Origin of the sequence: Pseudoxanthomonas jiangsuensis, from assembly GCF_010093185.1 — a bacterium.
Lineage (GTDB): Bacteria > Pseudomonadota > Gammaproteobacteria > Xanthomonadales > Xanthomonadaceae > Pseudoxanthomonas > Pseudoxanthomonas jiangsuensis.
Window position 1 is genome coordinate 1 of sequence record NZ_PDWL01000012.1, and the last position, 20,075, is coordinate 20,075.

Sequence of the window (20,075 nt, forward strand, 5' to 3'; positions counted from 1 at the left end):
TTCAGATGTGGTGATATCTGGATGTCCTGTGCCGGCACTCTGTGCTACTATGTCCTGGTTTTTTTTTTTTTAACGAAAAGGCCGGGTTACGGAGGGGGTCCCGGCGTCGTGGCCCGGAAGATTGTTAAAAGGGAAAGGGGGGGCCCGGCCCGCGGGCCGGGGTGGCCGCGACCGCGACCGCCAGCAAAGAGCGCACCAGGCGCCCGCCATGCCCTGCCCCATCGCCGAACACGTGCATCACTCCTCCCGTCTCCCATGCCTGCCGGCGCATGCCGGCATCGTCCCTGCCCGGTTTCTATACCGGATTCGCCTGCAACTGTCGCCTGTCCCTTGGGCGGTGGCGGGGTCCGCCGCCTGCCGGGATAATCGGGACTCTTTCCGCAGAGGTCGCCCCCATGTCCGACATCGTGATCGCCGCCGCCAAGCGCACCGCCATCGGTTCCTTCCTCGGCCAGTTCAACGGCGTGCCCACCCCGACCCTGGGCGCGGCCGCGATCTCCGCCGCGCTGGAGCAGTCGGGCATTCCCGCCGCCGACGTCTCCGAAGTGATCATGGGCTGCGTGCTGCCGGCCAACCTCGGCCAGGCCCCCGCCCGCCAGGCCGCCCTGGCCGCCGGGCTGCCGGCCGCCACCGGCGCCACCACCATCAACAAGGTCTGCGGCTCGGGCATGAAGGCGATCATGCTCGGCCATGACCTGATCAAGGCCGGCTCGGCCACCGTGGTCGTCGCCGGCGGCATGGAGTCGATGAGCAATGCCCCGCACCTGATCCCGAACTCGCGCACCGGCAACCGCTACGGCAGCTTCCAGGCGGTCGACCACATGGCCTGGGACGGCCTGACCAACCCCTACGACGGCCAGGCCATGGGCGTGTTCGCCGAGGCCACCGTGGCCAAGTACGGCTTCAGCCGCGAGGACCAGGACGCCTTCGCGATCGAGTCGGTCAAGCGCGCCCAGGCGGCGCAGGCCGACGGCGCCTTCGACGGCGAGATCGTCCCGGTCAAGGTCGCCACCCGCAAGGGCGAGGTCGAGTTCGCCAGCGACGAGCAGCCGGGCAAGTCCGACGTGTCCAAGATCCCGACCCTGAAGCCGGCGTTCAAGAAGGACGGCAGCGTCACCGCCGCCAGTTCCTCCTCGATCTCCGACGGCGCCGCCGCCACCGTGCTGCTGTCGGCCGACGAGGCCGCCCGCCGCGGGCTGCAGCCGCTGGCCCGGATCGTCGGCCACCAGACCTTCTCGCACCAGCCGGAATGGTTCACCACCGCGCCGGTCGGCGCGATCTCCACCCTGCTCGACAAGGTCGGCTGGAAGGCGGAGGACGTGGACCTGTTCGAGATCAACGAGGCCTTCGCCGTGGTGGCGATGGCGCCGATCAAGGAACTGGGCATCCCGCACGCCAAGGTCAACGTCAACGGCGGCGCCTGCGCCCTCGGCCACCCGATCGGCGCCTCGGGTGCGCGCCTGGTGGTGACCCTGGTCAACGCCCTGCGCAAGCGTGGCTTGAAGAAGGGCGTAGCCGCGCTGTGCATCGGCGGCGGCGAGGCTACCGCGATCGCGCTGGAAGTGCTGTAATCGTTTTTCACGGCCTTTCCACGAAAATGACCCGAGCCCGCTTGACAGTGGAAACGGGCTTGTCATCATGTTGCCGGCGCGCAACCGCGCGTTGCCCAAACTAACGACGAGGAATATCCAACATGAGCATCAACAAGCTGCTGATCGCCCTGGCCCTGGGTCTGGCCCTGGCCGCGTGCTCGAAGCAGGAGCAGGCCGCCGACGCCGCCGCTGCCGCTGACACCGCCGCCGCCGAGGCCCAGGCCGCCGCCGACTCGGCCGCTGCCGCTGGCGCCGCCACCGCCGACGCTGCCCAGGTCGCCGCCGACTCGGCCGCCGCTGCCGCCGACCCCGCCGCCGACGCCCCGGCCGCCCCCGCCGGCGCCGCCACCGACGCTGCTGCCGCCGCCGCCGCCGACACCGCCAAGGCTGCCGAGGACGTCGCCGAGCAGGCCAAGGACGCTGCCGAAGAAGCCAAGAAGTAATCTGGCTTGCGTTTCCGCGGTTTTCCGCGGGAACCGGAAAGGCCGTCGGGAAACCGGCGGCCTTTTTCTTTGGCGGGTTTCCCGGGGCAAGCGGGAACAGGGTTTTACCGGCATACGGGATTCACGGCGCGCTGAACCCCGTGCGGCCATGCTGCCGGCGTCCTTCCCCGGCATCCGCCGCCCGTCACCGGAGTCCCGCGATGAACCGCATCCTGCCCCTCCTGGCCACCGCCCTCGCCCTTGGCCTGACTGCCTGCAACCAGCCCGACCGCGACCAGGCGCGCGAAGAAACCGCGCGCGCCGCCGACCATGCCGCGGCCGCGGCCGATCACGCCGCCGCCGCCACCGAAACCGCCGCCGCCTCGGCGGTGGAGGCCGCGCGCGAGGCCGGCGCCGATGCCGAGGTCAAGGCCCAGGCCGCCGCCGCACGCAGCGAGCAGGCACTGGACGAAGCCGCCGTCGCCACCCGCGACGCGGCCGGCCGCGCCGCCGACGCGACCCGCGATGCCCCCGCCCGTGCAGCCGACGCCACCGCCGATGCTGCCGAGAAGGCCGCGATCCGCGCGCGCGCGGCGGCGAACGAGGCCGAGCGCAAGGCCCAGAACTGACACTCGGCCGCCTGTAGGAGCCGGTCTTGCCGGCGACCGCCATGGCTGGCGGATCGCTGGCAGGCGGTTCATGCATGGCGGTCGCCGGCAAGACCAGCTCCTACACAGTCACAGCGCATGCCGGTGCGTGCTGCGCTGCCAGAAGGCACCCGCGGTGGCCTGCCGTATGCTGGCCGCAACCGGTCACCTGTGCATCCGATGCCTGCCCTCAGCAGCCAGCTCGACACCCGCCCCCCCGATTTCGCCACCGCCGCCCAGCACCATCGCCAGCTCGCCGACGAACTGCCCCGCCGCCTGCAGCGCGCCGCGGCCGGCGGCGGCGACAAGGCCCGCCAGCGACACACCGAGCGCGGCAAGCTGCTGGCCCGCGACCGGATCGACGCCCTGCTCGATCCGGGCTCGCCGTTCCTGGAGATCGCACCGCTCGCCGCCGAGGATATGTACGAGGGCGCCGCGCCGGCGGCCGGGATCGTCTGCGGCATCGGCAGGGTCTGCGGCCAGGAGGTGGTGGTCGTGGCCAACGACGCCACGGTCAAGGGCGGCACCTACTTCCCGATGACGATCAAGAAGCACCTGCGCGCGCAGGAGATCGCCCGCGAGAACCGCCTGCCCTGCCTCTACCTGGTTGATTCCGGCGGCGCGTTCCTGCCGATGCAGGACGAGGTGTTCCCGGACCGCGAGCACTTCGGCCGGATCTTCTACAACCAGGCGCGGATGAGCGCGGAGAACATCCCCCAGATCGCGGTGGTGATGGGCAGCTGCACCGCCGGCGGCGCCTACGTGCCGGCGATGTGCGACGAGAGCGTGATCGTGCGCGGCCAGGGCACGATCTTCCTCGGCGGCCCGCCGCTGGTGAAGGCGGCCACCGGCGAGGTGGTCGATGCCGAGGCCCTGGGCGGCGCCGACGTGCACACCGCCGTCTCCGGGGTGGCCGACCACCTGGCCGAGGACGACGCCCATGCGCTGCAGATCGCGCGCGGCATCGTCGGCCACCTCAACCGCCGCAAGCCCATGCCGGTGGCGGTGCGCGCGCCGGTCGAGCCGCTGTACCCGGCCGAGGAGCTGTACGGGATCGTCCCACCCGACACCCGCCGCCCGTTCGACGTGCGCGAGGTGATCGCGCGGCTGGTGGACGGCAGCGAACTGGACGAGTTCAAGGCCCGCTACGGCAAGACCCTGGTCACCGGCTTCGCCCACCTGCACGGCTACCCGGTCGGGATCGTCGCCAACAACGGCATCCTGTTCTCCGAGAGCGCACTCAAGGGCGCCCACTTCATCGAGCTGTGCAACCAGCGCGGGATCCCGCTGGTGTTCCTGCAGAACATCACCGGCTTCATGGTCGGCCGCAAGTACGAGAACGCCGGCATCGCCAAGGACGGGGCCAAGATGGTCACCGCGGTGGCGTGCTCGAGCGTGCCCAAGTTCACCGTGGTCATCGGCGGCAGCTTCGGCGCCGGCAACTACGCCATGTGCGGCCGCGCCTACGGTGCCCGCTTCCTGTGGATGTGGCCGAACGCGCGGATCAGCGTGATGGGCGGCGAGCAGGCCGCAAGCGTGCTGGCCACCGTGCGCCGCGACGCGGTCGAGGCCGGCGGCGGCCAGTGGAGCGCGGAGGAGGAAGAGGCGTTCAAGGCGCCGGTGCGCGCGCAGTACGAGCACCAGGGCAGCCCGTGGTACGCGACGGCGCGGCTGTGGGACGACGGCATCATCGACCCGGCCGACACCCGCCGGGTGCTCGGCCTGGCGCTCTCGGCCTCGCTCAATGCCCCGGTCGAGCCGGCGCGCTTCGGCGTGTTCCGGATGTAGTACGGCGCGCAGGCGTCGTGATGGTAGTGGCGGTGGAATCGGCCTGCATCCGGAGGGGGGACGCATGGACCTGGAACTGGAAGGCAAGCGTTGCGTGGTCCTGGGCGGCAGCCGCGGCATCGGCCGGGCGATCGCGCTGGGACTGGCGGCCGAGGGCGCCGACGTGGCGGTCTGCGCCCGCGGCGCGGACGTGCGCGGCCGCAACGCTTTGCATGAGGTCGAGGGCGCCCTGCAGGCGCACGGGCGGCGGGTGCACGTGCGACCCTGCGACCTGGGCGACGCCGCGTCCATGGCCGCGTTCCTGGACGGCGTGCGCCAGGCCTTCGGCGGGGTCGACGTGCTGGTTCACAACGCCTCGGCGCTGGCGCTGGGGCCATCGCTGGCCGATTTCGAGGCCAGCCTGCAGCTGGACGTGCTGGCGGCCGCGCGCGCCTGCAGCCAGGTGATCCCGTGGATGAAGGCCGCCGGTGGCGGCAGCATCGTGCTGGTGGCCTCGATCTCCGGCCTGGAGGCTAGCCCGGGGCCCGACTTCGGCTACGCCTCGGCCAAGGCCGCGCTGATCGCCTACGCCAAGAAGCTGTCGATCTACCACGGCCCGGACCGGATCCGCGCCAACGCCATCGCCCCCGGTTCGGTCGAGTTCGAGGGCGGGCTGTGGGACCGGGTGCGGCGCCAGGACCCGCCGCGCTACGAGGCGGTGCGCGGCACCATCCCATGGGGCCGGATGGGCACGCTGCAGGAGATCGCCGACGTGGCCGTGTTCCTGGCTTCGCCGCGCAGCGGCTGGGTCACCGGCGCCTGCGTGCCGGTGGACGGCGGCCAGCACAAGGGCATGCGCTAGCGCCGGCCGCGGCCGGCGCGTTCCGTGCCGGTGCGCACGGCGGCGCGCGTCTGCTAGCGTGCCGGTCCTCGTTCCGCACGCTCCAGGATCCGCATGACCGCCCGCCGCCCGCTCCGCCACCTCGCCGCCCTGCTCTTGTTCGCGGTAGCCACCGCCTGCGCCCGCACGCCCGCGGAGCCGCCGCAGGCCGTGGATGCGCCGCGGGCCGCCACGGCGTCCGATGCCGGCGCGGTCGCCAGCGGCCGCTACCCCGACCTGTTCGCCGAGGCCGGCTACGCCGAGGCCGAGATCGACGCACGGGTCCAGGCCGCGTTCCAGCAGCTGTTCCGCGGCGACCCGGACGACCAGGCGGTCTACTACGAGGCCGGCAAGAACGAACACGGTCCGCTGGCCTACGTCCACGACGTCAACAGCGGCGACGTGCGCTCGGAGGGCATGTCCTACGGGATGATGATCGCGGTGCAGCTGGACCGGAAGCGCGAGTTCGACGCGATCTGGAACTGGTCCATGACCCACATGTACCAGGACGACCCGGCGCACCCGGCCTACGGCTACTTCGCCTGGTCGATGAAGACCGACGGCACCCCGAACGACGAGATGCCCGCGCCGGACGGCGAGGAATACTTCATCACCGCGCTGTACTTCGCCGCCGCGCGCTGGGGCGAGGGCGAAGGCATCTACGCCTACCGCGCCCAGGCCGACCGCCTGCTTGCCACCGTCCTGCACCGCGGACAGATCACCGGCGCCACCGTGACCAGCCCGAAGGCCACCGCCACCAACCTGTTCGACCTGGAGGCGAAGATGGTCCGCTTCACCCCGGACCTGCCCAACGCCGCGCACACCGACGCCTCCTACCACCTGCCGGCGTTCTACGAGGTCTGGGCCCGGGTCGGACCGCAGGCCGACCGCCGGTTCTGGAGCGAGGCCGCGCAGGTCAGCCGCGACTACTTCGCCGCCGCCGCGCATCCGCGGACCGCGCTGACGCCCGACTACGGCAACTTCGACGCCACGCCCTGGGCCGCGCCCTGGCGCCCGGAAGCGGTCGACTTCCGCTACGACGCCTGGCGCAGCGCGATGAACTGGTCGGTGGACTGGTCGTGGTGGCGCGCCGACCCGCGCCAGGTGGAACTGTCCAACCGGCTGCAGGCGTTCTTCCAAAGCCAGGGCATGGACGGATACGCCAGCCTCTACACCCTGGACGGCAAGCCGCTGGGCGGCGGCCAGACAACCGGGCTGGTGGCGATGAACGCGGTCGCTTCGCTGGCGGCCGACGATCCGCGGCGGCTGGAATTCGTGCGCGCCCTGTGGGCGCGGCCGGTGCCCGAGGGTCAGCACCGCTACTACGACGGCATGCTGTACCTGATGGCCCTGCTCCACTGCAGCGGCCGCTTCCGGGCGTGGCTGCCGGCCGGCTGAGCCTAGCGCTTCGGCTCCGGGCCGCAGTTGTCGCAGCCGCCGCAGGCGCCGGCGCTGCCCGCCGCCGGTGGGGCGATCCGGCGCGCCAGTCCGCGCATCCAGGCCGGGCGCCCCTCGCGCACCAGCGGCGCGGCGAGCGCCAGCCGCGCGCGCCGCAGGGTGCCTGGCAACTGCTTCTTCAGGAAGATCCACAGCGCGGCGGCGACCACCAGGCCGACCACCAGGTACTGCAGCCACAAAGGCAGGTCCATGGCGCCCGTCTCCATCCCGGCCTCAGCCCGCCCCCAGCCGCACCGCGACCTGGTAGGTCAGCAGCGACGCCAGGTAGGCCAGCGCGAACAGGTAGCCCGCGGCGACCGCCATGGTCCTCCACGAACCGGTCTCGCGCTTGATCGCCGCCCAGGTGGCGATGCACTGCGGCGCGTAGATGAACCACACCAGCAGGGACAGCCCGGTGGCCAGCGACCAGCCGTCCTGCAACAGGGGCGTCAGCGCCTGCGCCGCCGCGTCGTCGTCGGCCGCCGACAGCGCGTACACCGTGGCCAGCGAGGACACCGCCACTTCGCGCGCGGCCAGGCCCGGGATCAGGGCGATGCAGATCTGCCAGTTGAAGCCCAGCGGCGCGAACACCACCGCCAGCGCGTGGCCGATCCGCCCGGCCAGGCTGTAGTCGATCGCCGGCATCGTCGCGTCGGCAGGCGCGGCCGGGAACGACAGCAGGACCCACAGCAGCACGGTCAGGGCGAAGATGATCCCGCCCACGCGCTTGAGGAAGATCAGCGCCCGCTCCCACAGCCCGATCAGCAGGTCGCGCGGGTTGGGCAGGCGGTAGGACGGCAGCTCCAGCAGCAGCGGGTGCTCGCCCTTGTCGCGGCGCCACTTCTTCATCACCCACGACACCGCCAGCGCGCTGAGGATGCCGGCCATGTACAGCCCGAACAGGACCAGGCCCTGCAGGTTGAAGCCGCCCCAGACCTGGCGCGAGGGGATGAACGCGCCGATCAGCAGGGCGTACACCGGCAGCCGCGCCGAGCAGGTCATCAGCGGCGCGACCAGGATCGTGGCCAGGCGGTCGCGCGGGTCCTGGATGCTGCGGGTGGCCATGATCCCGGGGATCGCGCAGGCGAAGCTGGACAGCAAAGGGATGAACGAGCGCCCGGACAGGCCGGCGCCGGCCATCATCCGGTCCAGCAGGAACGCCGCGCGCGGCAGGTAGCCCGATTCCTCCAGCGCCAGGATGAAGGCGAACAGGACCAGGATCTGCGGCAGGAACACGATCACCCCGCCGAGGCCGGCGATGATCCCGTCCACCATCAGGCTGGCCAGCGGCCCCTCGGCCATGCGCGCGCCGACCCACTCGCCCAGAGCGCCGGTGCCGGCCTCGATCAGGTCCATCACCGGCGTGGCCCAGGCGTACACCGCCTGGAAGATCAGGAACATCACCACCGCCAGGGTCAGCAGCCCGAACACCGGGTGCAGCAGCCAGCGGTCCAGGGTGTCGTCGATCCGGGCGGTGCGGCTGGGCATGCGCACCGTCGCGGCCAGCAGGCGCCGGGTTTCGGCGTGCAGATCGGCGCCCGCCTCCAGCTGCACCGCCGGCAGGTGCAGGTGCGCGGCCAGCTGGTCGATGCGCTCGACCAGCGCGCGCGCGCCGTGGTGGCGCACCGCCACCGTTTCCACCACCGGCACGCCCAGTTCGCGCTCCAGCGCCTCGCGGTCGATGGCGATGCCGCGGCGGGCGGCGGCGTCGCTCATGTTCAGCGCCACCACCATCGGCTTGCCCATCTGCCGCACTTCCAGCACGAAGCGCAGGTGCAGACGCAGGTTGGTGGCGTCGACCACGCACACCAGTACGTCCGGCGCCGCCTCGCCCGGATAGAAGCCGCGGCACAGGTCGCGGGTGATCGCCTCGTCCAGGCTGGCCGGGTTGAGGCTGTAGGCGCCGGGCAGGTCCAGCACCGCGTAGCTGCGGCCGGAAGGCGACTGCAGCCGGCCTTCCTTGCGCTCGACGGTCACGCCGGCGTAGTTGGCGACCTTCTGCCGGCTGCCGGTGAGCTGATTGAACAGCGCGGTCTTGCCGCAGTTCGGGTTGCCCAGCAGGGCCAGGCGCAGCGGTTCGGCCTGGGCGTTCATGCCGCGGCCTCCGCGGCGACCGCCACCACCCGCACCCGCGCGGCCTCGGCCCGGCGCAGGGCGAAGCGGGTGTAGCCGACCTGGACCAGCAAAGGTTCGGCGCCGAACGGACCCCGGGCCACGACCTCCACCCGCTCGCCGGCGACGAAGCCCAGTTCGCGCAGGCGCCGGGCGATGGGGTCGTTGGGCTGGCTGTCGTCGACGGACTCGACGATAACGGGGGTGCGCGGCGGCAGCTCGGACAGCGTCACAGGAATACCGGTCATTCGAGAATTGTTCTCGATTCTATCACCGGCCCTACCCTCCACCGCCGCCGCGGCTACCCGTCGCCGGGGCCGGCGACGCCGCGCCGCGTCATGGCCGCCGTGCCCGGCGCCGCTATCATCGGGGCCTGCATCCACCCGGGAAGTACCGATGGCGGGACCGTTGTCGATCGAACGCGCAGGCGCGGTAGTGCGGCTGCGCATGGACCGTCCGCAGCTGCACAACGCCTTCGACCCGGGCCTGATCGCCGCCCTGACCGACGCCCTGCTGGCCGCTGGCGCCGACCCGCAGGTGCGGGTGGTGGTGCTGGAAGGCGAAGGCGCATCCTTCTCCGCCGGCGCCGACCTGCAGTGGATGCGCGGCATGGCCGCCGCCAGCGAGGCGGAGAACCGCGATGACGCGCTGTCCCTGGCGCGGCTGATGCGCACCCTGGACGAACTGCCCAGGCCGACCATCGCCCGGGTGCACGGCCCGGCCTTCGGCGGCGGCGTCGGCCTGGTGGCCTGCTGCGACATCGCCATCGGCACCCCGGCCGCGCGCTTCGGCCTGACCGAGAGCCGCCTGGGCCTGTTGCCGGCGGTGATCTCGCCCTACGTGATCGCGGCGATCGGCCCGCGCCAGTCGCGGCGCTGGTTCGCCAGCGGCGAGCACTTCGACGCGGCCACCGCCGAGCGCATCGGCCTGCTACACGCGGTGGTTCCGGCCGAGGGGCTGGACGTGGCGGTGCAGCGCCAGGTCGAGCTGCTGCTCGCGGCCGCGCCGCTGGCCGCCGCCTCGGCCAAGGCGCTGGTGCGGCGGGTGGCGGCCGGCGGCGACGGCGCCGTACTGGATGCCGACAACGCCGCCCTGATCGCCGCCCTGCGGGTCTCGCCCGAGGGCCAGGAAGGCCTGGCGGCCTTCCTCGGCAAGCGCGCGCCGGCCTGGGCCGCGCCCCGCCAGCCGGAGTAAGCCAGTGTCCACCAGCCCGATGTTCGACAAGATCCTGATCGCCAACCGCGGCGAGATCGCCTGCCGCGTCATCCGCACCTGTCGGCGGCTGGGCATCGCCACCGTGGCGGTGTATTCGGAGGCCGACGCCGGCGCCCTGCACGTGCGCCTGGCCGACGAGGCCCACTGCATCGGCGGCCCGGCCCCGGCCGACAGCTACCTGCGCGGCGAGGCGGTGATCGCCGCGGCCCTGCGCAGCGGCGCCCGGGCCATCCATCCCGGCTACGGCTTCCTGTCCGAGAACGCCGACTTCGCCGAGGCGGTGGCCGCCGCCGGGCTGGTATTCATCGGCCCGAGCGCCGAATCGATGCGGAAGATGGGCAGCAAGGCCGGGGCCAAGCAGCTGATGGCGGCCGCCGGGGTGCCGGTGGTGCCCGGCTACAACGGCGAGGACCAGTCGCCGCAGACCCTCGCCCGCGAGGCCGCGCGCACCGGTTTCCCGCTGATGATCAAGGCCGCCCACGGCGGCGGCGGCAAGGGCATGCGCGTGGTCCACCGCCTGGAGGACTTCGGCCCGGCGCTGGAGAGCTGCCAGCGCGAGGCGCGCAACGCCTTCGGCCGCGACCGGGTCCTGCTGGAGCGCTACGTCGCTTCGCCGCGGCACATCGAGATCCAGGTGTTCGGCGACGCCCACGGCGGCGCGATCCACCTCAACGAGCGCGAATGCTCGGCCCAGCGCCGCTACCAGAAGGTGCTGGAGGAATCGCCCTCGCCCTTCCTCACCCCGGCGCTGCGCGCGGCCATGGGCCAGGCCGCGGTCGCCGCCGCGCGCGCGATCGGCTACGTCAACGCCGGCACGGTCGAGTTCATCGTCGACCCGGACGGCGGCTTCTACTTCATGGAGATCAACACCCGGCTGCAGGTCGAGCATCCGGTGACCGAGATGGTCACCGGCCTGGACCTGGTCGAATGGCAGCTGCGGGTCGCCGCCGGGCAGCCGTTGCCGCTGGCCCAGGACGCGATCCCGCAGGACGGCCACGCGATCGAGGTGCGGCTGTACGCCGAGGATCCGGACAGCGGCTTCCTGCCCGCCTCCGGCACCCTGCGCGCGCTCGAGCTTCCGCCGCCCTCGGACCGGGTGCGGATCGACGCCGGCGTGGAGGCCGGCGACGCGGTCACCGTGTTCTACGACCCGATGATCGCCAAGCTCATCGTCCACGACGCCGACCGCGCCTCCGCGCTGGCGCGCCTGCGCCAGGCCCTGGCGCAGTGCCACGTCGCCGGGCCGAAGACCAACCTGGCCTTCCTCGAGGCCCTGGCCCGGCATCCGGCAGTGGTCGAGGGCCGGATCGACACCGGCTACCTGGACCGGCACCTGGAGCAGTTCCTGGCCGGCGTCGCGGACGTGCCGGGCGAGCACCTGGCCGCGGCAGCGGTGGCGCTTCTGCTGCGCGGGCAGGAGGCCGAACGCGCGGCCGCGGCCACCGGCACCGACCCGCACTCGCCCTGGGCGCGTGGCGACGGCTGGCGTCTGCACGGCCGCGCCCCGCGCCGGCTGCGGCTGCAGGCCGGCGGCCAGGACCACGAGGTGCTGGCCAGCGGCCACGGCGGCGACTGGCAGCTGGCGGTCGGCGACCGCGTCCATGCGGTTTCGGCCGCGCGGCTGGCCGGAGATGCGCTCGAACTGCGTATCGACGGTCAGGGCCGGCGGATGACGGCCTTCTTCGACGAGGATCGGCTGGAGCTGCACGATGGCCACCGGCGCCTGCCCCTGCGCCTGTTGCCGCCGGCGAGCCGGGCCGGCGCGGCGGCCGGCGGCGGCGATGGCCGGGTCCGGGCGCCGATGCCGGGACGGATCGTGCTGGTCCGGGTCGCGGCCGGCGACGTGGTGACGGCGGGAACGGAGCTGCTGGTGATGGAGGCGATGAAGATGGAACTGGCGGTCAAGGCCTCGTGCGACGGCGTGGTGGCCGAGCTGCGCGCGGTCGCCGGCGAGTTCGTCGAGGCCGACGCGGTGCTGGCGCGGGTCGCCGCGGAGGCGCGCACCGATGGCTGACTTCGTCCGCATCGTCGAGGTCGGCCCGCGCGACGGCCTGCAGAACGAGAAGGCTATGGTCGCCACCGCCGACAAGATCGAGCTGGTGGACCTGCTCTCGGCCACCGGCCTGCGCACGGTCGAGGCGACCAGCTTCGTCAGCCCGAAATGGGTGCCGCAGCTGGCCGACGCGGCCGAGCTGATGGCCGGCATCTCCCGGCGTCCCGGGGTGGCCTATCCGGTGCTGGTGCCCAACGAGCAGGGTTATGCGCGCGCCCGCGACGCCGGCGCCGACGAGGTCGCGGTGTTCACCGCCGCCTCCGAGGCCTTCACCCGCAAGAACATCAACGCGTCCATCGACGAGTCGATCGAGCGCTTCGCCCCGGTCCTGGCCCGCGCCCGCGCCGACGGCGTGCGCGTGCGCGGCTACGTCTCCACCGTGCTCGGCTGCCCCTACCAGGGGCAGGTGCCGCTGGCCGACGTGGTCCGGGTGGCGCGGCGGCTGCACGCGATGGGCTGCTACGAGGTCTCGCTGGGCGACACCATCGGCGTCGGCACCCCGCGCAAGGCGCGGGAGATGCTGCTGGCGGTGGCCGCCGAGGTGCCGATGACGGCGCTGGCCGTGCACTTCCACGACACCTTCGGCCAGGCCCTGGCCAACGTCGCCGCCTGCATCGAGGCCGGGGTGCGGGTCGCCGACTCGGCCGTGGCCGGCACCGGCGGCTGCCCGTACGCCAAGGGCGCCAGCGGCAACGTCGCCAGCGAGGACCTGGCGTATATGCTGCAGGGCATGGGCATCGACACCGGCATCGACCTGGAGGCGCTGGCCGCGACCGGCCGCTGGCTGGCGCAGCGCCTGGGGCGGGCGACCGGCAGCAAGGTCGGACAGGCGCTGGCGGCCGCATGAACGCCGCCGGCCACGCCGCCCTGGACGCCACGCACGACGTGGACCCGGAGGCGGTGCTGGCCGCACTGGAGGCCGCGCTCGCCATCGAGGCGGCGCATCCGCCACACCCGCTCCCGGCCCGCGCCCGCGAGCTGCTGCGCCAGGCCCGCGACGCCCTGCACCAGGCCCTGGCCGAGGGCGAATCGGCGCGGCTGCGCTACCACGCCCTGTTCGACGCGGTGCCCGACCCGGTCAGCATCCTCAGCGAGAGCGGGATCGTCCTGGACCTCAACCGGGCCGGGATCCGCGCCTACGGCCGCGCCCGCGGCGACATCGTCGGCCAGCCGATCGAGACCCTCAACCCGGACCTGCCGCCGGACCACCTCAAGCCGGTATGGGAGACCCTCAACCGCGGCGAGACCTACGTCATCGAGGTCACCAACATGCGCGGCGACGGCAGCCGCTTCCCGGTGGAGGTGCACTCGGCCGGCTTCGTGCACGCCGGCCGGCCCTGCATCGTGGCCGTGGCCCGCGACCTGAGCGGGCGCTGGCAGGCCGAGTCGCGCTACCGGCTCTTGCTGGAATCGATCGACAAGGGCGTGGTCCTGCTCGACCGCGATCTGGCCCTGGTCACCGCCAACCCGGCCGCGCACCGGATCCTGGGCTTCGACCAGGACCTGGCCGAGCGCGCCGGCCTGGAGCACTGGGTCATCGTCGACGAGCACGGCCGTCCGCTGCCGCCGGACCAGTGGCCGGCGGCGCACTCGCTGCGCAGCGGCCAGATCGTGCCCAGTACCACGATCGGCATGCACCACCTGCCCAGCGACCGCATGCTGTGGCTGTCGGCCACCACCGTGCCGGTGTTCTCCTCCGGGCGCGACCAGGCCGACCACGTGTTCGTGCTGTTCAGCGACATCACCGAACTCAAGCGCGACAGCGCCCTGTTCGACCGCGCCCAGTCGCTGGCCCACATCGGCGGCTGGGAATGGGATCGCGGCCGCCGCCAGCTGTACCTGACCGAGGAGACCCGGCGGATCGTCGACCTGGGCGCGGAGGCGCCGGACATGGATGCCCTGCTGGCGCACCTGCGCGGCGAGGACCGGCGGCGGCTGGAGGCGGCGCTGGAACAGGCGCTGGAGCGCCACGCCAGCTTCGACCTGGAGCTGCAGGGCCAGCGCGGCGACGGCCGGGTGTTCTGGATCCGGATCATCGGCGAGGTCGAGCCGGGCAACCACGCCTCCACCCGGGTCGCCGGCACCCTGCAGGACATCACCGAGCGCAAGCAGGCAGAGGAGACGTTGCGGGTGCAGGCGCGCACCGACCCGCTGACCACGATCATGAACCGCGACGCCATCCTCGGCGAGCTGGAAGCACGCCTGGAGGAACCTGCGCACGCGCAGGTGGCGGTGCTGTACATCGACCTGGACCGGTTCAAGACCGTCAACGACGTGCTCGGCCACGGCGCCGGCGACGAGCTGCTGGTGCGCACCGCGCAGAGGATCGCGCTGGCGATCGGCACCGAGGGCCTGCTGGCGCGCTTCGGCGGCGACGAGTTCCTGGTGGTGTGCGACGCCGGCTCCGATCCCGGCCAGGCGCCGAAGCTGGCCGAGGCGATCCTGGCGGCGCTGGCGCGGCCGTTCCGCTTCGGCGAGGAGGAGTTCTCGATCAGCGCCAGCATCGGCATTGCCTATGCGCCCGGCGACGGCCAGCGGCCGCAGCAGCTGATCCAGAACGCCGACATCGCCATGTACGACTGCAAGCGCCGCAGCCGCAACGCCTGGCAAGTGTTCAGCCCCGACATGGCGCAGAAGCAGCAGGACCGGCTGCTGATCGAGACCCAGCTGCGGCGCGCCCTGGACAACGGCGAGTTCCGCCTGGCCTACCAGCCGCAGGTCGACCTGCGCCACGGCACCGTGGTCGCGGCCGAGGCGCTGATCCGCTGGCAGAGCCACCAGCTGGGCGAGCTGCGCCCGGACCTGTTCATCGGCCATGCCGAGACCACCGGCGACATCGTCCGGATCGGCGACTGGGTGTTGCGCGAGGCCTGCCGCCAGGCGCGCGAGTGGCAACAGCAGGGCCTGGGCGTGGTCCGGGTGGCGATCAACGTCTCCTACCGCCAGTTCGTGGCCGAGGACCTGGCCGAGAAGGTGCGCGAGACCCTGGCCGAGTTCGGCCTGCCCGGCTCGGCGCTGGAGCTGGAGTTCACCGAGCGGGTGCTGATCGAGGACGCGCCGGCGACCCTGCGCACCTTCGCCGAGCTGCGGCAGATGGGCGTGGTCCTGACCATCGACGACTTCGGCGAGGGCTACAGCGCGCTGAACTACCTGCGCCGGCTGCCGATCCACGGGCTGAAGCTGAGCCAGCTGTTCGTCGAGGGCGTGCCGGGCAACCGCTCGGACGTGGCGGTGTGCGAGGCGGTCAGCGGGATCGCCCGCAGCCTCGGCCTGGGCCTGGTCGCCGAAGGCGTGGAATCGGAGGCGCAGAGGCGCTTCCTGCTGGAGCTGGGGGTGCCGGTGGGCCAGGGCTTTTTGTTCGCGCCCGGACTGCCGCCGGACGAGTTCGCGCGCAGGCTGGGCGCGGCGGTGCGGCGCGCGCCCTTGTAGGAGCCGGTCTTGCCGGCGACCACCATGGCGGATGCGTCTGCGTGAAACCGGTCGCCAGCGATCCGTCCGCCTCCACGGTCGCCGGCAAGACCGGCTCCTACAGGGGCCCGCCCAGCCGCGACGCCCAGCTCTCGGTGCCGCCCTGCTCCAGCCGCCGCTCGAACACCGCGCGCCAGGACGGCACCAGCGGCAGCTCCAGGGCCGCGGCCAGTTCGCCGCGGTCGAGCGTGCGCCGGTACAGCAGTTCGGCCAGCCGCGGCAGGGGCCAGTGCGGGTGCGGGCGCTCCAGCAGTTCCAGCGTGTCGCCGGCCTGCACCGCACCCGGCGCGAGCACCCGGTAGTACCAGCCGCTGCGGCCGCTGTCCTGGACCCGGCGGGCCATGTCGGCGATGCCGAAGCGGTCCGACAGCTTCCAGCACGGCTGCCGCCCCTGCGAGACCTCCACCAGGGCAGTGCCCAGGCGCAGGCGGTCGCCCAGGCACAGGTCGGCCTCGCTCACCCCGGTGGTGCTGAGGTTCTCGCCGAACGCGCCGGGCATGGCGAACAGAGGGTGTGCACCGATCTCCTCCGCCCAGGTGGCGTAGTGCTCGCGCGGATAGTGATGGATCGCCTTGTCCGGCCCGCCGTGGACCCGGCGGTCGCCCTGCTCGTCGCCGGCCAGGCCTTCGACGCCGACCTCCACCGCGCCGGCGACCGCGACCTTGGCGATCGCGCTGCGGCTGCCGGGACGGGTGTAGTCGACCGCCCGGCCGGTGAGCACCGCCTCGATCCGGGCCAGCACGCGCGGGCTCACCGATGAACCCGCGAATGCAAGGCGGCCGCCCGGTCCAGTGACGCGAGCGGCCGCATCGTCGTCACGCCCGGACTCAGGCCGACGCCGGCAACGCGGCGATCTCGGCCTTGAGCAGCTCGCCCAGGATCTTCACCCCGGCGTCGATCTTCTCGCCCGGCACGGTGACGAAGGACAGGCGCAGGGTGTTCGTCCTCGGCTCGGTGGCGTAGAACGGCGCGCCCGGCACGAAGGCCACGTTGCGCTCCACCGCCTTGGCCAGCAGGGCGCCGCTGTCGATGCCCTCCGGCAGCTCGACCCAGATGAACATGCCGCCCTCGGGGCGGTTCCACTTCACCTGCGCCGGGAACTCGCGCTCCAGCGCCGCCAGCATGTGCTCGCACTGCTGGCCGTAGAGCGTGCGGATCGTGGGGATGTGGCGGTCGATGAAGCCGTCCTGGACGGTCTCGTACACGATCCTCTGCGAGAACGAGGGCGTGTGCAGGTCGGCGGCCTGCTTGGCCTGGACCATCTTGCCCAGCACCTCCTCCGGCGCCACCACATAGCCCAGGCGCAGGCCCGGGGCCAGTACCTTGGAGAACGAGCCCATGTAGATGACCCCGTCCGGGTTCATCGACAGAAGGCTGGGCAGCGCCTCGCCGCCGTAGGACAGCTCGCCGTAGGGATCGTCCTCGACCAGCGGCACGCCGGCCTGCGCGGCCAGGGCGACCAGGGCCTTGCGCCGCTCCAGGCTCATGCGCCGGCCGGTGGGGTTCTGGAAGTTGGGCAGGCAGTACAGGAAGCGCGCGCCGGCCAGCTGCTCGGGGGTGAGCGCGTCGGTGACGATGCCGTGCCCGTCGCTGGGCAGCGAGGCGAACTGCGGCTCGAACAGCGAGAACGCCTGCAGCGCGCCGAGGTAGCTCGGGGTCTCGACCAGGACCTTGCTGCCCTCGTCGATCAGGACCTTGCCCAGCAGGTCCAGGCCCTGCTGCGAACCGGTGGTGACCAGCACCCGCGAGGCCGGGATGGTGACCCCGTCGCGGCTCAGGCGTGCGGCGATCCATTCGCGCAGGGGCGTCAGGCCCTCGGTCGGGCCGTATTGCAGGGCCGCCTGCGGCGCCTCGCGCAGGACCCTGTCGGTGGCCTCGCGCATGCGCTCGACCGGGAAGGTGGCCGGCGACGGCAGGCCGCCGGCGAAGGAGATGACCTCGGGACGCTCGGTGACCTTGAGGATTTCGCGGATGGCCGAACTGGTGAGTCCCCGGGCGCGCCGGGACAGGGTGTATTGGGTGCTCATGGCCCGCATTGTAGCGGCCCGGCCACGCCGCCGTATGGAACGTTCACGGACCGGCGACGCGGACTTAAGCAACCGGGCGAATAATCGGCGCTACCGCGCCCCGGCGCATCGGACCAGGAGGCCGCCATGTCCTTCCGCCAGTTCCCCGCCACCGGCAACGACGGCAATCCCTACATCATCATCGAATTCCGCGACGGCCAGGCCGCGACCACGGACGACACCGGCGAACCCTCCCTGCGCTACGAACTGGCCGACGGCCAGCGCCTGCAGCGCCGCGAGAACCGCTTCGCCAACGCCGATGGCACCTTGGTGCTGACCGCGGACTGAGGTCCCGCGCAGCGGCCTGCGCTCGGCCCACGGCCCGGTCGCTCAGGGCTGCTCCAGCACCCGGCCCACGCCGCTGCGGTCGATCGCCGCGGCGGCGGCGCGCAGCGCGGCCACGTCCACGCCCGGGTCGAAGCCGATCCGGAAGTGGATCTCGCCGGCCGGGGTGCGCGAGGAGTGGATCGAGGACAGGCTGACGCCGTGCTCCTCGAACACGTGCAGCAGGGCGCGCAGGGAGCCGGCCCGGTCCTCGGGCAGGTGCACGCTCAGGCGCCGGGTCTCGGTCAGGTCGGCCAGCAGGTAGCCGACCCGCTCGAAGGTGTAGCTGCCGTCGGCCACCGCGGTCTCGCCCCAGGCCTGGCGGTTGGCGGACAGGTAGTGCTCGCGGAACTCGGCGCGGGCCGCGTCGTCGCCCCGCTCCACCAGCGCCTGCAGGCGGCCGATCTCGGCGCCCAGGCGCGCCAGCACCTCGGCGGTGTGCGGGTTGCCGAACTGGATGTCCTCGTAGATCTCCGGGTTCAGCGACAGGATCCGGGCGATCACCGCGGTGTCCATCTCGAAGCCGATCGAGCGGTACGGCATCAGCGCCGGCGGCTGGCCCAGTTCGGCGGCGAAGCTGCGCAAAACCCCCGCCTGGCCCAGGTGGGCGGCATGCACCATCGCCTGGACCAGGGCCATCACCCGGTCGTGGTGGTCGGGCGTGGTCCGCACGTATTCGCCCTGCAGGGCGTCCAGTAGGGTCTGCAGCCAGGGCCGCCACGCGTCCAGGCGCTGCTCGCAGACCACCACCACCCGGCCCTTGAGGGTCGGGGTCTTCAGCGGCGCGGTCATCGGGTGCAGGCCCACGACCTCGGCCTGCGAGGCCAGCATCGCGTCCACCGGCGCCTGCTTGAGCGAGGTGATGTCCAGCCACAGCCGGCCGCGCTCGCGCCCGCCGGAACGGGCCACGTATTCGGCGATCAGGTCCGAGGTCTGCCGGATCGGGGTGGCGAACACCAGCACCCGGGCCTGCTCGAGCAGGCGTTCGGGCGGGTCGCTGGCCGGGTCGGCCGGATCGTGGCCGAGCACCTCCAGGCCCATGCGCTGCTCGAAGAAGCGCCGCAGCCAGCGGCCGTAGGCCCCGTCGCTGCCGACCAGGCCAACCACCGGCCGGGCGTCGTCGGCCACCGCGCGCAAAGCGTTCACCAGGCCACCGCCGGGAAGCGCGCCGCGCCTTCGGCCAGGGCCGCGGCGGGCGCGGCCTGCACGTCCAGTTCCTCCCAGCCGTTGGCCAGGGTCGATTCCAGCGCGGCGTGGACGCCGGCCAGGGCGCGCTCGGCGGCGCGCGCCGGCGTCTGCCCGCGCAGCAGGAAGGTCGCCAGCAGGGCGGTCAGCACGTCGCCGGTGCCGGCCACGTCGACGTCCAGGCGCGGCGACTGCAGCCGCCAGGCGCCCTCGTGGCCGACCAGCAGGGTGACCAGGCCGTCGCCCTCGCCCACCACGCTGTGCGCCAGTACCCATTGCGGGCCGCGCGCCAGCAGGGCGCGCGCGGCGGCCAGGGCGTCGGCCTCGAGCAGCGCGGGCTGGCCGCTCAGGCGTTCCAGTTCGAAGGCGTTGGGCGTGACCATCCACGCCAGCGGCAACAGGCGCTGCGCGAACACCGCTTCCAGCCCCGGCTCGACGTAGGCGCCGGTGTGGGTGTCGCCGATCACCGGATCGAGCAGGTAGCGCGGCGCGGTGCCGGCGGCGTGGTTGCGTTCCAGCCAGGCGGCGAAGGCCTCGCCATTGGCAACGCTGCCGAAGTAGCCGGACACCAGGAGCGGCGCGCGCGCGGTGACGCCGCGCTCGTCCAGGCCCTGCAGCAGTTCGGCCAGCCAGTCCGAGGGCAGCACCCGGCCGCGCAAGGTCGGATAGAAGGGCGTGTTGCTGAGCAGGGTGGTCGGCACCTCGGCCACGCGCACGCCGAGCATGCGCAAAACCGGCACCGCGGCGCTGTTGCCGGCGTAGCCGTAGGCCAGTTGCGACTGCACCGACACCAGGTCCACCGGCGAGGGTCCGTCGGGCCGGTTGCGGCGTTCGTGGACCAGGTGGCTTTCCAGCGTGTCGCTCATCGAATCGTTCGTGGTGCGGGGCCACGCATGCTAGCGCGTCG

At 72.8% G+C, this 20,075-nt stretch carries 18 protein-coding genes; 11 read left to right on the plus strand and 7 right to left on the minus strand.

What is annotated here, in order from left to right; all coding sequences use genetic code 11:
- Nucleotides 1-395 precede the first annotated feature (395 nt).
- The 6 genes from CSC62_RS08925 to CSC62_RS08950 all read left to right on the plus strand — a co-directional run bounded on the left by CSC62_RS08925 (nucleotide 396) and on the right by CSC62_RS08950 (nucleotide 6,706).
- Nucleotides 396-1,571 carry a thiolase family protein gene (locus tag CSC62_RS08925; RefSeq protein ID WP_162405840.1) on the plus strand — a complete coding sequence of 392 codons (1,176 nt, stop codon included), beginning with the start codon at nucleotides 396-398 and terminating at the stop codon, nucleotides 1,569-1,571.
- Nucleotides 1,572-1,693: 122 nt separating this feature from the next.
- Entirely contained in the window at nucleotides 1,694-2,035 is a 342-nt protein-coding gene (locus CSC62_RS08930) for a hypothetical protein (RefSeq protein WP_162405841.1), read from the plus strand.
- A 200-nt stretch (nucleotides 2,036-2,235) separates the two neighbouring features.
- Complete coding sequence (locus CSC62_RS18175; RefSeq protein WP_162405842.1) at nucleotides 2,236-2,643, plus strand: hypothetical protein; 408 nt, start codon at nucleotides 2,236-2,238, stop codon at nucleotides 2,641-2,643.
- Between the two features lie 198 nt (nucleotides 2,644-2,841).
- Nucleotides 2,842-4,449, plus strand: a complete 1,608-nt coding sequence (locus tag CSC62_RS08940) for a carboxyl transferase domain-containing protein (RefSeq protein ID WP_162405843.1) — start codon at nucleotides 2,842-2,844, stop codon at nucleotides 4,447-4,449.
- Nucleotides 4,450-4,513: 64 nt separating this feature from the next.
- Complete coding sequence (locus tag CSC62_RS08945; RefSeq protein ID WP_162405844.1) at nucleotides 4,514-5,290, plus strand: SDR family NAD(P)-dependent oxidoreductase; 777 nt, start codon at nucleotides 4,514-4,516, stop codon at nucleotides 5,288-5,290.
- Nucleotides 5,291-5,383: 93 nt separating this feature from the next.
- On the plus strand, nucleotides 5,384-6,706 hold the full coding sequence (locus tag CSC62_RS08950) for a family 8 glycosyl hydrolase (protein WP_162405845.1): 1,323 nt from the start codon (nucleotides 5,384-5,386) through the stop codon (nucleotides 6,704-6,706).
- A gap of 2 nt (nucleotides 6,707-6,708) precedes the next feature.
- Here the strand turns inward: CSC62_RS08950 and CSC62_RS08955 are convergent, their stop codons facing one another.
- The 3 genes from CSC62_RS08955 to CSC62_RS08965 are packed head-to-tail and all read right to left on the minus strand — an operon-like array spanning nucleotide 6,709 to nucleotide 9,090.
- Nucleotides 6,709-6,957: a DUF6587 family protein gene (locus CSC62_RS08955; RefSeq protein ID WP_162405846.1), complete on the minus strand. Its 249-nt coding sequence runs from the start codon at nucleotides 6,955-6,957 to the stop codon at nucleotides 6,709-6,711.
- Between the two features lie 22 nt (nucleotides 6,958-6,979).
- Nucleotides 6,980-8,839 (minus strand): ferrous iron transporter B, encoded by a 1,860-nt coding sequence (gene feoB / locus CSC62_RS08960; RefSeq protein ID WP_162405847.1) that lies wholly within the window; start codon nucleotides 8,837-8,839, stop codon nucleotides 6,980-6,982.
- Nucleotides 8,836-9,090, minus strand: a complete 255-nt coding sequence (locus CSC62_RS08965; protein ID WP_211368964.1) for a FeoA family protein — start codon at nucleotides 9,088-9,090, stop codon at nucleotides 8,836-8,838. Before CSC62_RS08965 ends, feoB begins: the two co-directional genes overlap by 4 nt.
- 163 nt (nucleotides 9,091-9,253) lie before the next feature.
- Here CSC62_RS08965 and CSC62_RS08970 point away from each other — a divergent pair, with 163 nt between their 5' ends.
- The 4 genes from CSC62_RS08970 to CSC62_RS08985 are packed head-to-tail and all read left to right on the plus strand — an operon-like array spanning nucleotide 9,254 to nucleotide 15,554.
- Complete coding sequence (locus CSC62_RS08970) at nucleotides 9,254-10,051, plus strand: enoyl-CoA hydratase-related protein (RefSeq protein WP_162405849.1); 798 nt, start codon at nucleotides 9,254-9,256, stop codon at nucleotides 10,049-10,051.
- A 19-nt stretch (nucleotides 10,052-10,070) separates the two neighbouring features.
- The gene (locus CSC62_RS08975) at nucleotides 10,071-12,086 is read left to right on the plus strand and encodes an acetyl/propionyl/methylcrotonyl-CoA carboxylase subunit alpha (protein ID WP_162405933.1); all 2,016 of its coding nucleotides are present in this window, start codon (nucleotides 10,071-10,073) and stop codon (nucleotides 12,084-12,086) included.
- Nucleotides 12,079-12,972 (plus strand): hydroxymethylglutaryl-CoA lyase, encoded by an 894-nt coding sequence (locus CSC62_RS08980; protein WP_162405850.1) that lies wholly within the window; start codon nucleotides 12,079-12,081, stop codon nucleotides 12,970-12,972. Before CSC62_RS08975 ends, CSC62_RS08980 begins: the two co-directional genes overlap by 8 nt.
- Nucleotides 12,969-15,554: a sensor domain-containing protein gene (locus tag CSC62_RS08985; protein ID WP_162405851.1), complete on the plus strand. Its 2,586-nt coding sequence runs from the start codon at nucleotides 12,969-12,971 to the stop codon at nucleotides 15,552-15,554. The genes CSC62_RS08980 and CSC62_RS08985 overlap by 4 nt, the downstream gene beginning before the upstream one ends.
- A gap of 97 nt (nucleotides 15,555-15,651) precedes the next feature.
- Here the strand turns inward: CSC62_RS08985 and CSC62_RS08990 are convergent, their stop codons facing one another.
- Both CSC62_RS08990 and CSC62_RS08995 read right to left on the minus strand, forming a co-directional pair.
- Complete coding sequence (locus CSC62_RS08990) at nucleotides 15,652-16,347, minus strand: MOSC domain-containing protein (protein ID WP_162405852.1); 696 nt, start codon at nucleotides 16,345-16,347, stop codon at nucleotides 15,652-15,654.
- A 73-nt stretch (nucleotides 16,348-16,420) separates the two neighbouring features.
- The gene (locus CSC62_RS08995; RefSeq protein ID WP_162405853.1) at nucleotides 16,421-17,620 is read right to left on the minus strand and encodes an aminotransferase-like domain-containing protein; all 1,200 of its coding nucleotides are present in this window, start codon (nucleotides 17,618-17,620) and stop codon (nucleotides 16,421-16,423) included.
- Nucleotides 17,621-17,746: 126 nt separating this feature from the next.
- On the opposite strand from CSC62_RS08995, the gene CSC62_RS09000 reads away from it, so the two are divergent.
- Nucleotides 17,747-17,947, plus strand: a complete 201-nt coding sequence (locus CSC62_RS09000) for a hypothetical protein (RefSeq protein WP_162405854.1) — start codon at nucleotides 17,747-17,749, stop codon at nucleotides 17,945-17,947.
- Nucleotides 17,948-17,989: 42 nt separating this feature from the next.
- Here CSC62_RS09000 and CSC62_RS09005 read toward each other — a convergent pair whose 3' ends face one another.
- A complete protein-coding gene (locus tag CSC62_RS09005) occupies nucleotides 17,990-19,120 on the minus strand; it encodes a prephenate dehydrogenase (RefSeq protein WP_211368965.1) in 1,131 nt (376 codons plus the stop codon).
- Between the two features lie 5 nt (nucleotides 19,121-19,125).
- Nucleotides 19,126-20,034: a pyridoxal kinase gene (gene pdxY, locus CSC62_RS09010; protein WP_162405855.1), complete on the minus strand. Its 909-nt coding sequence runs from the start codon at nucleotides 20,032-20,034 to the stop codon at nucleotides 19,126-19,128.
- Nucleotides 20,035-20,075: the final 41 nt, after the last annotated feature.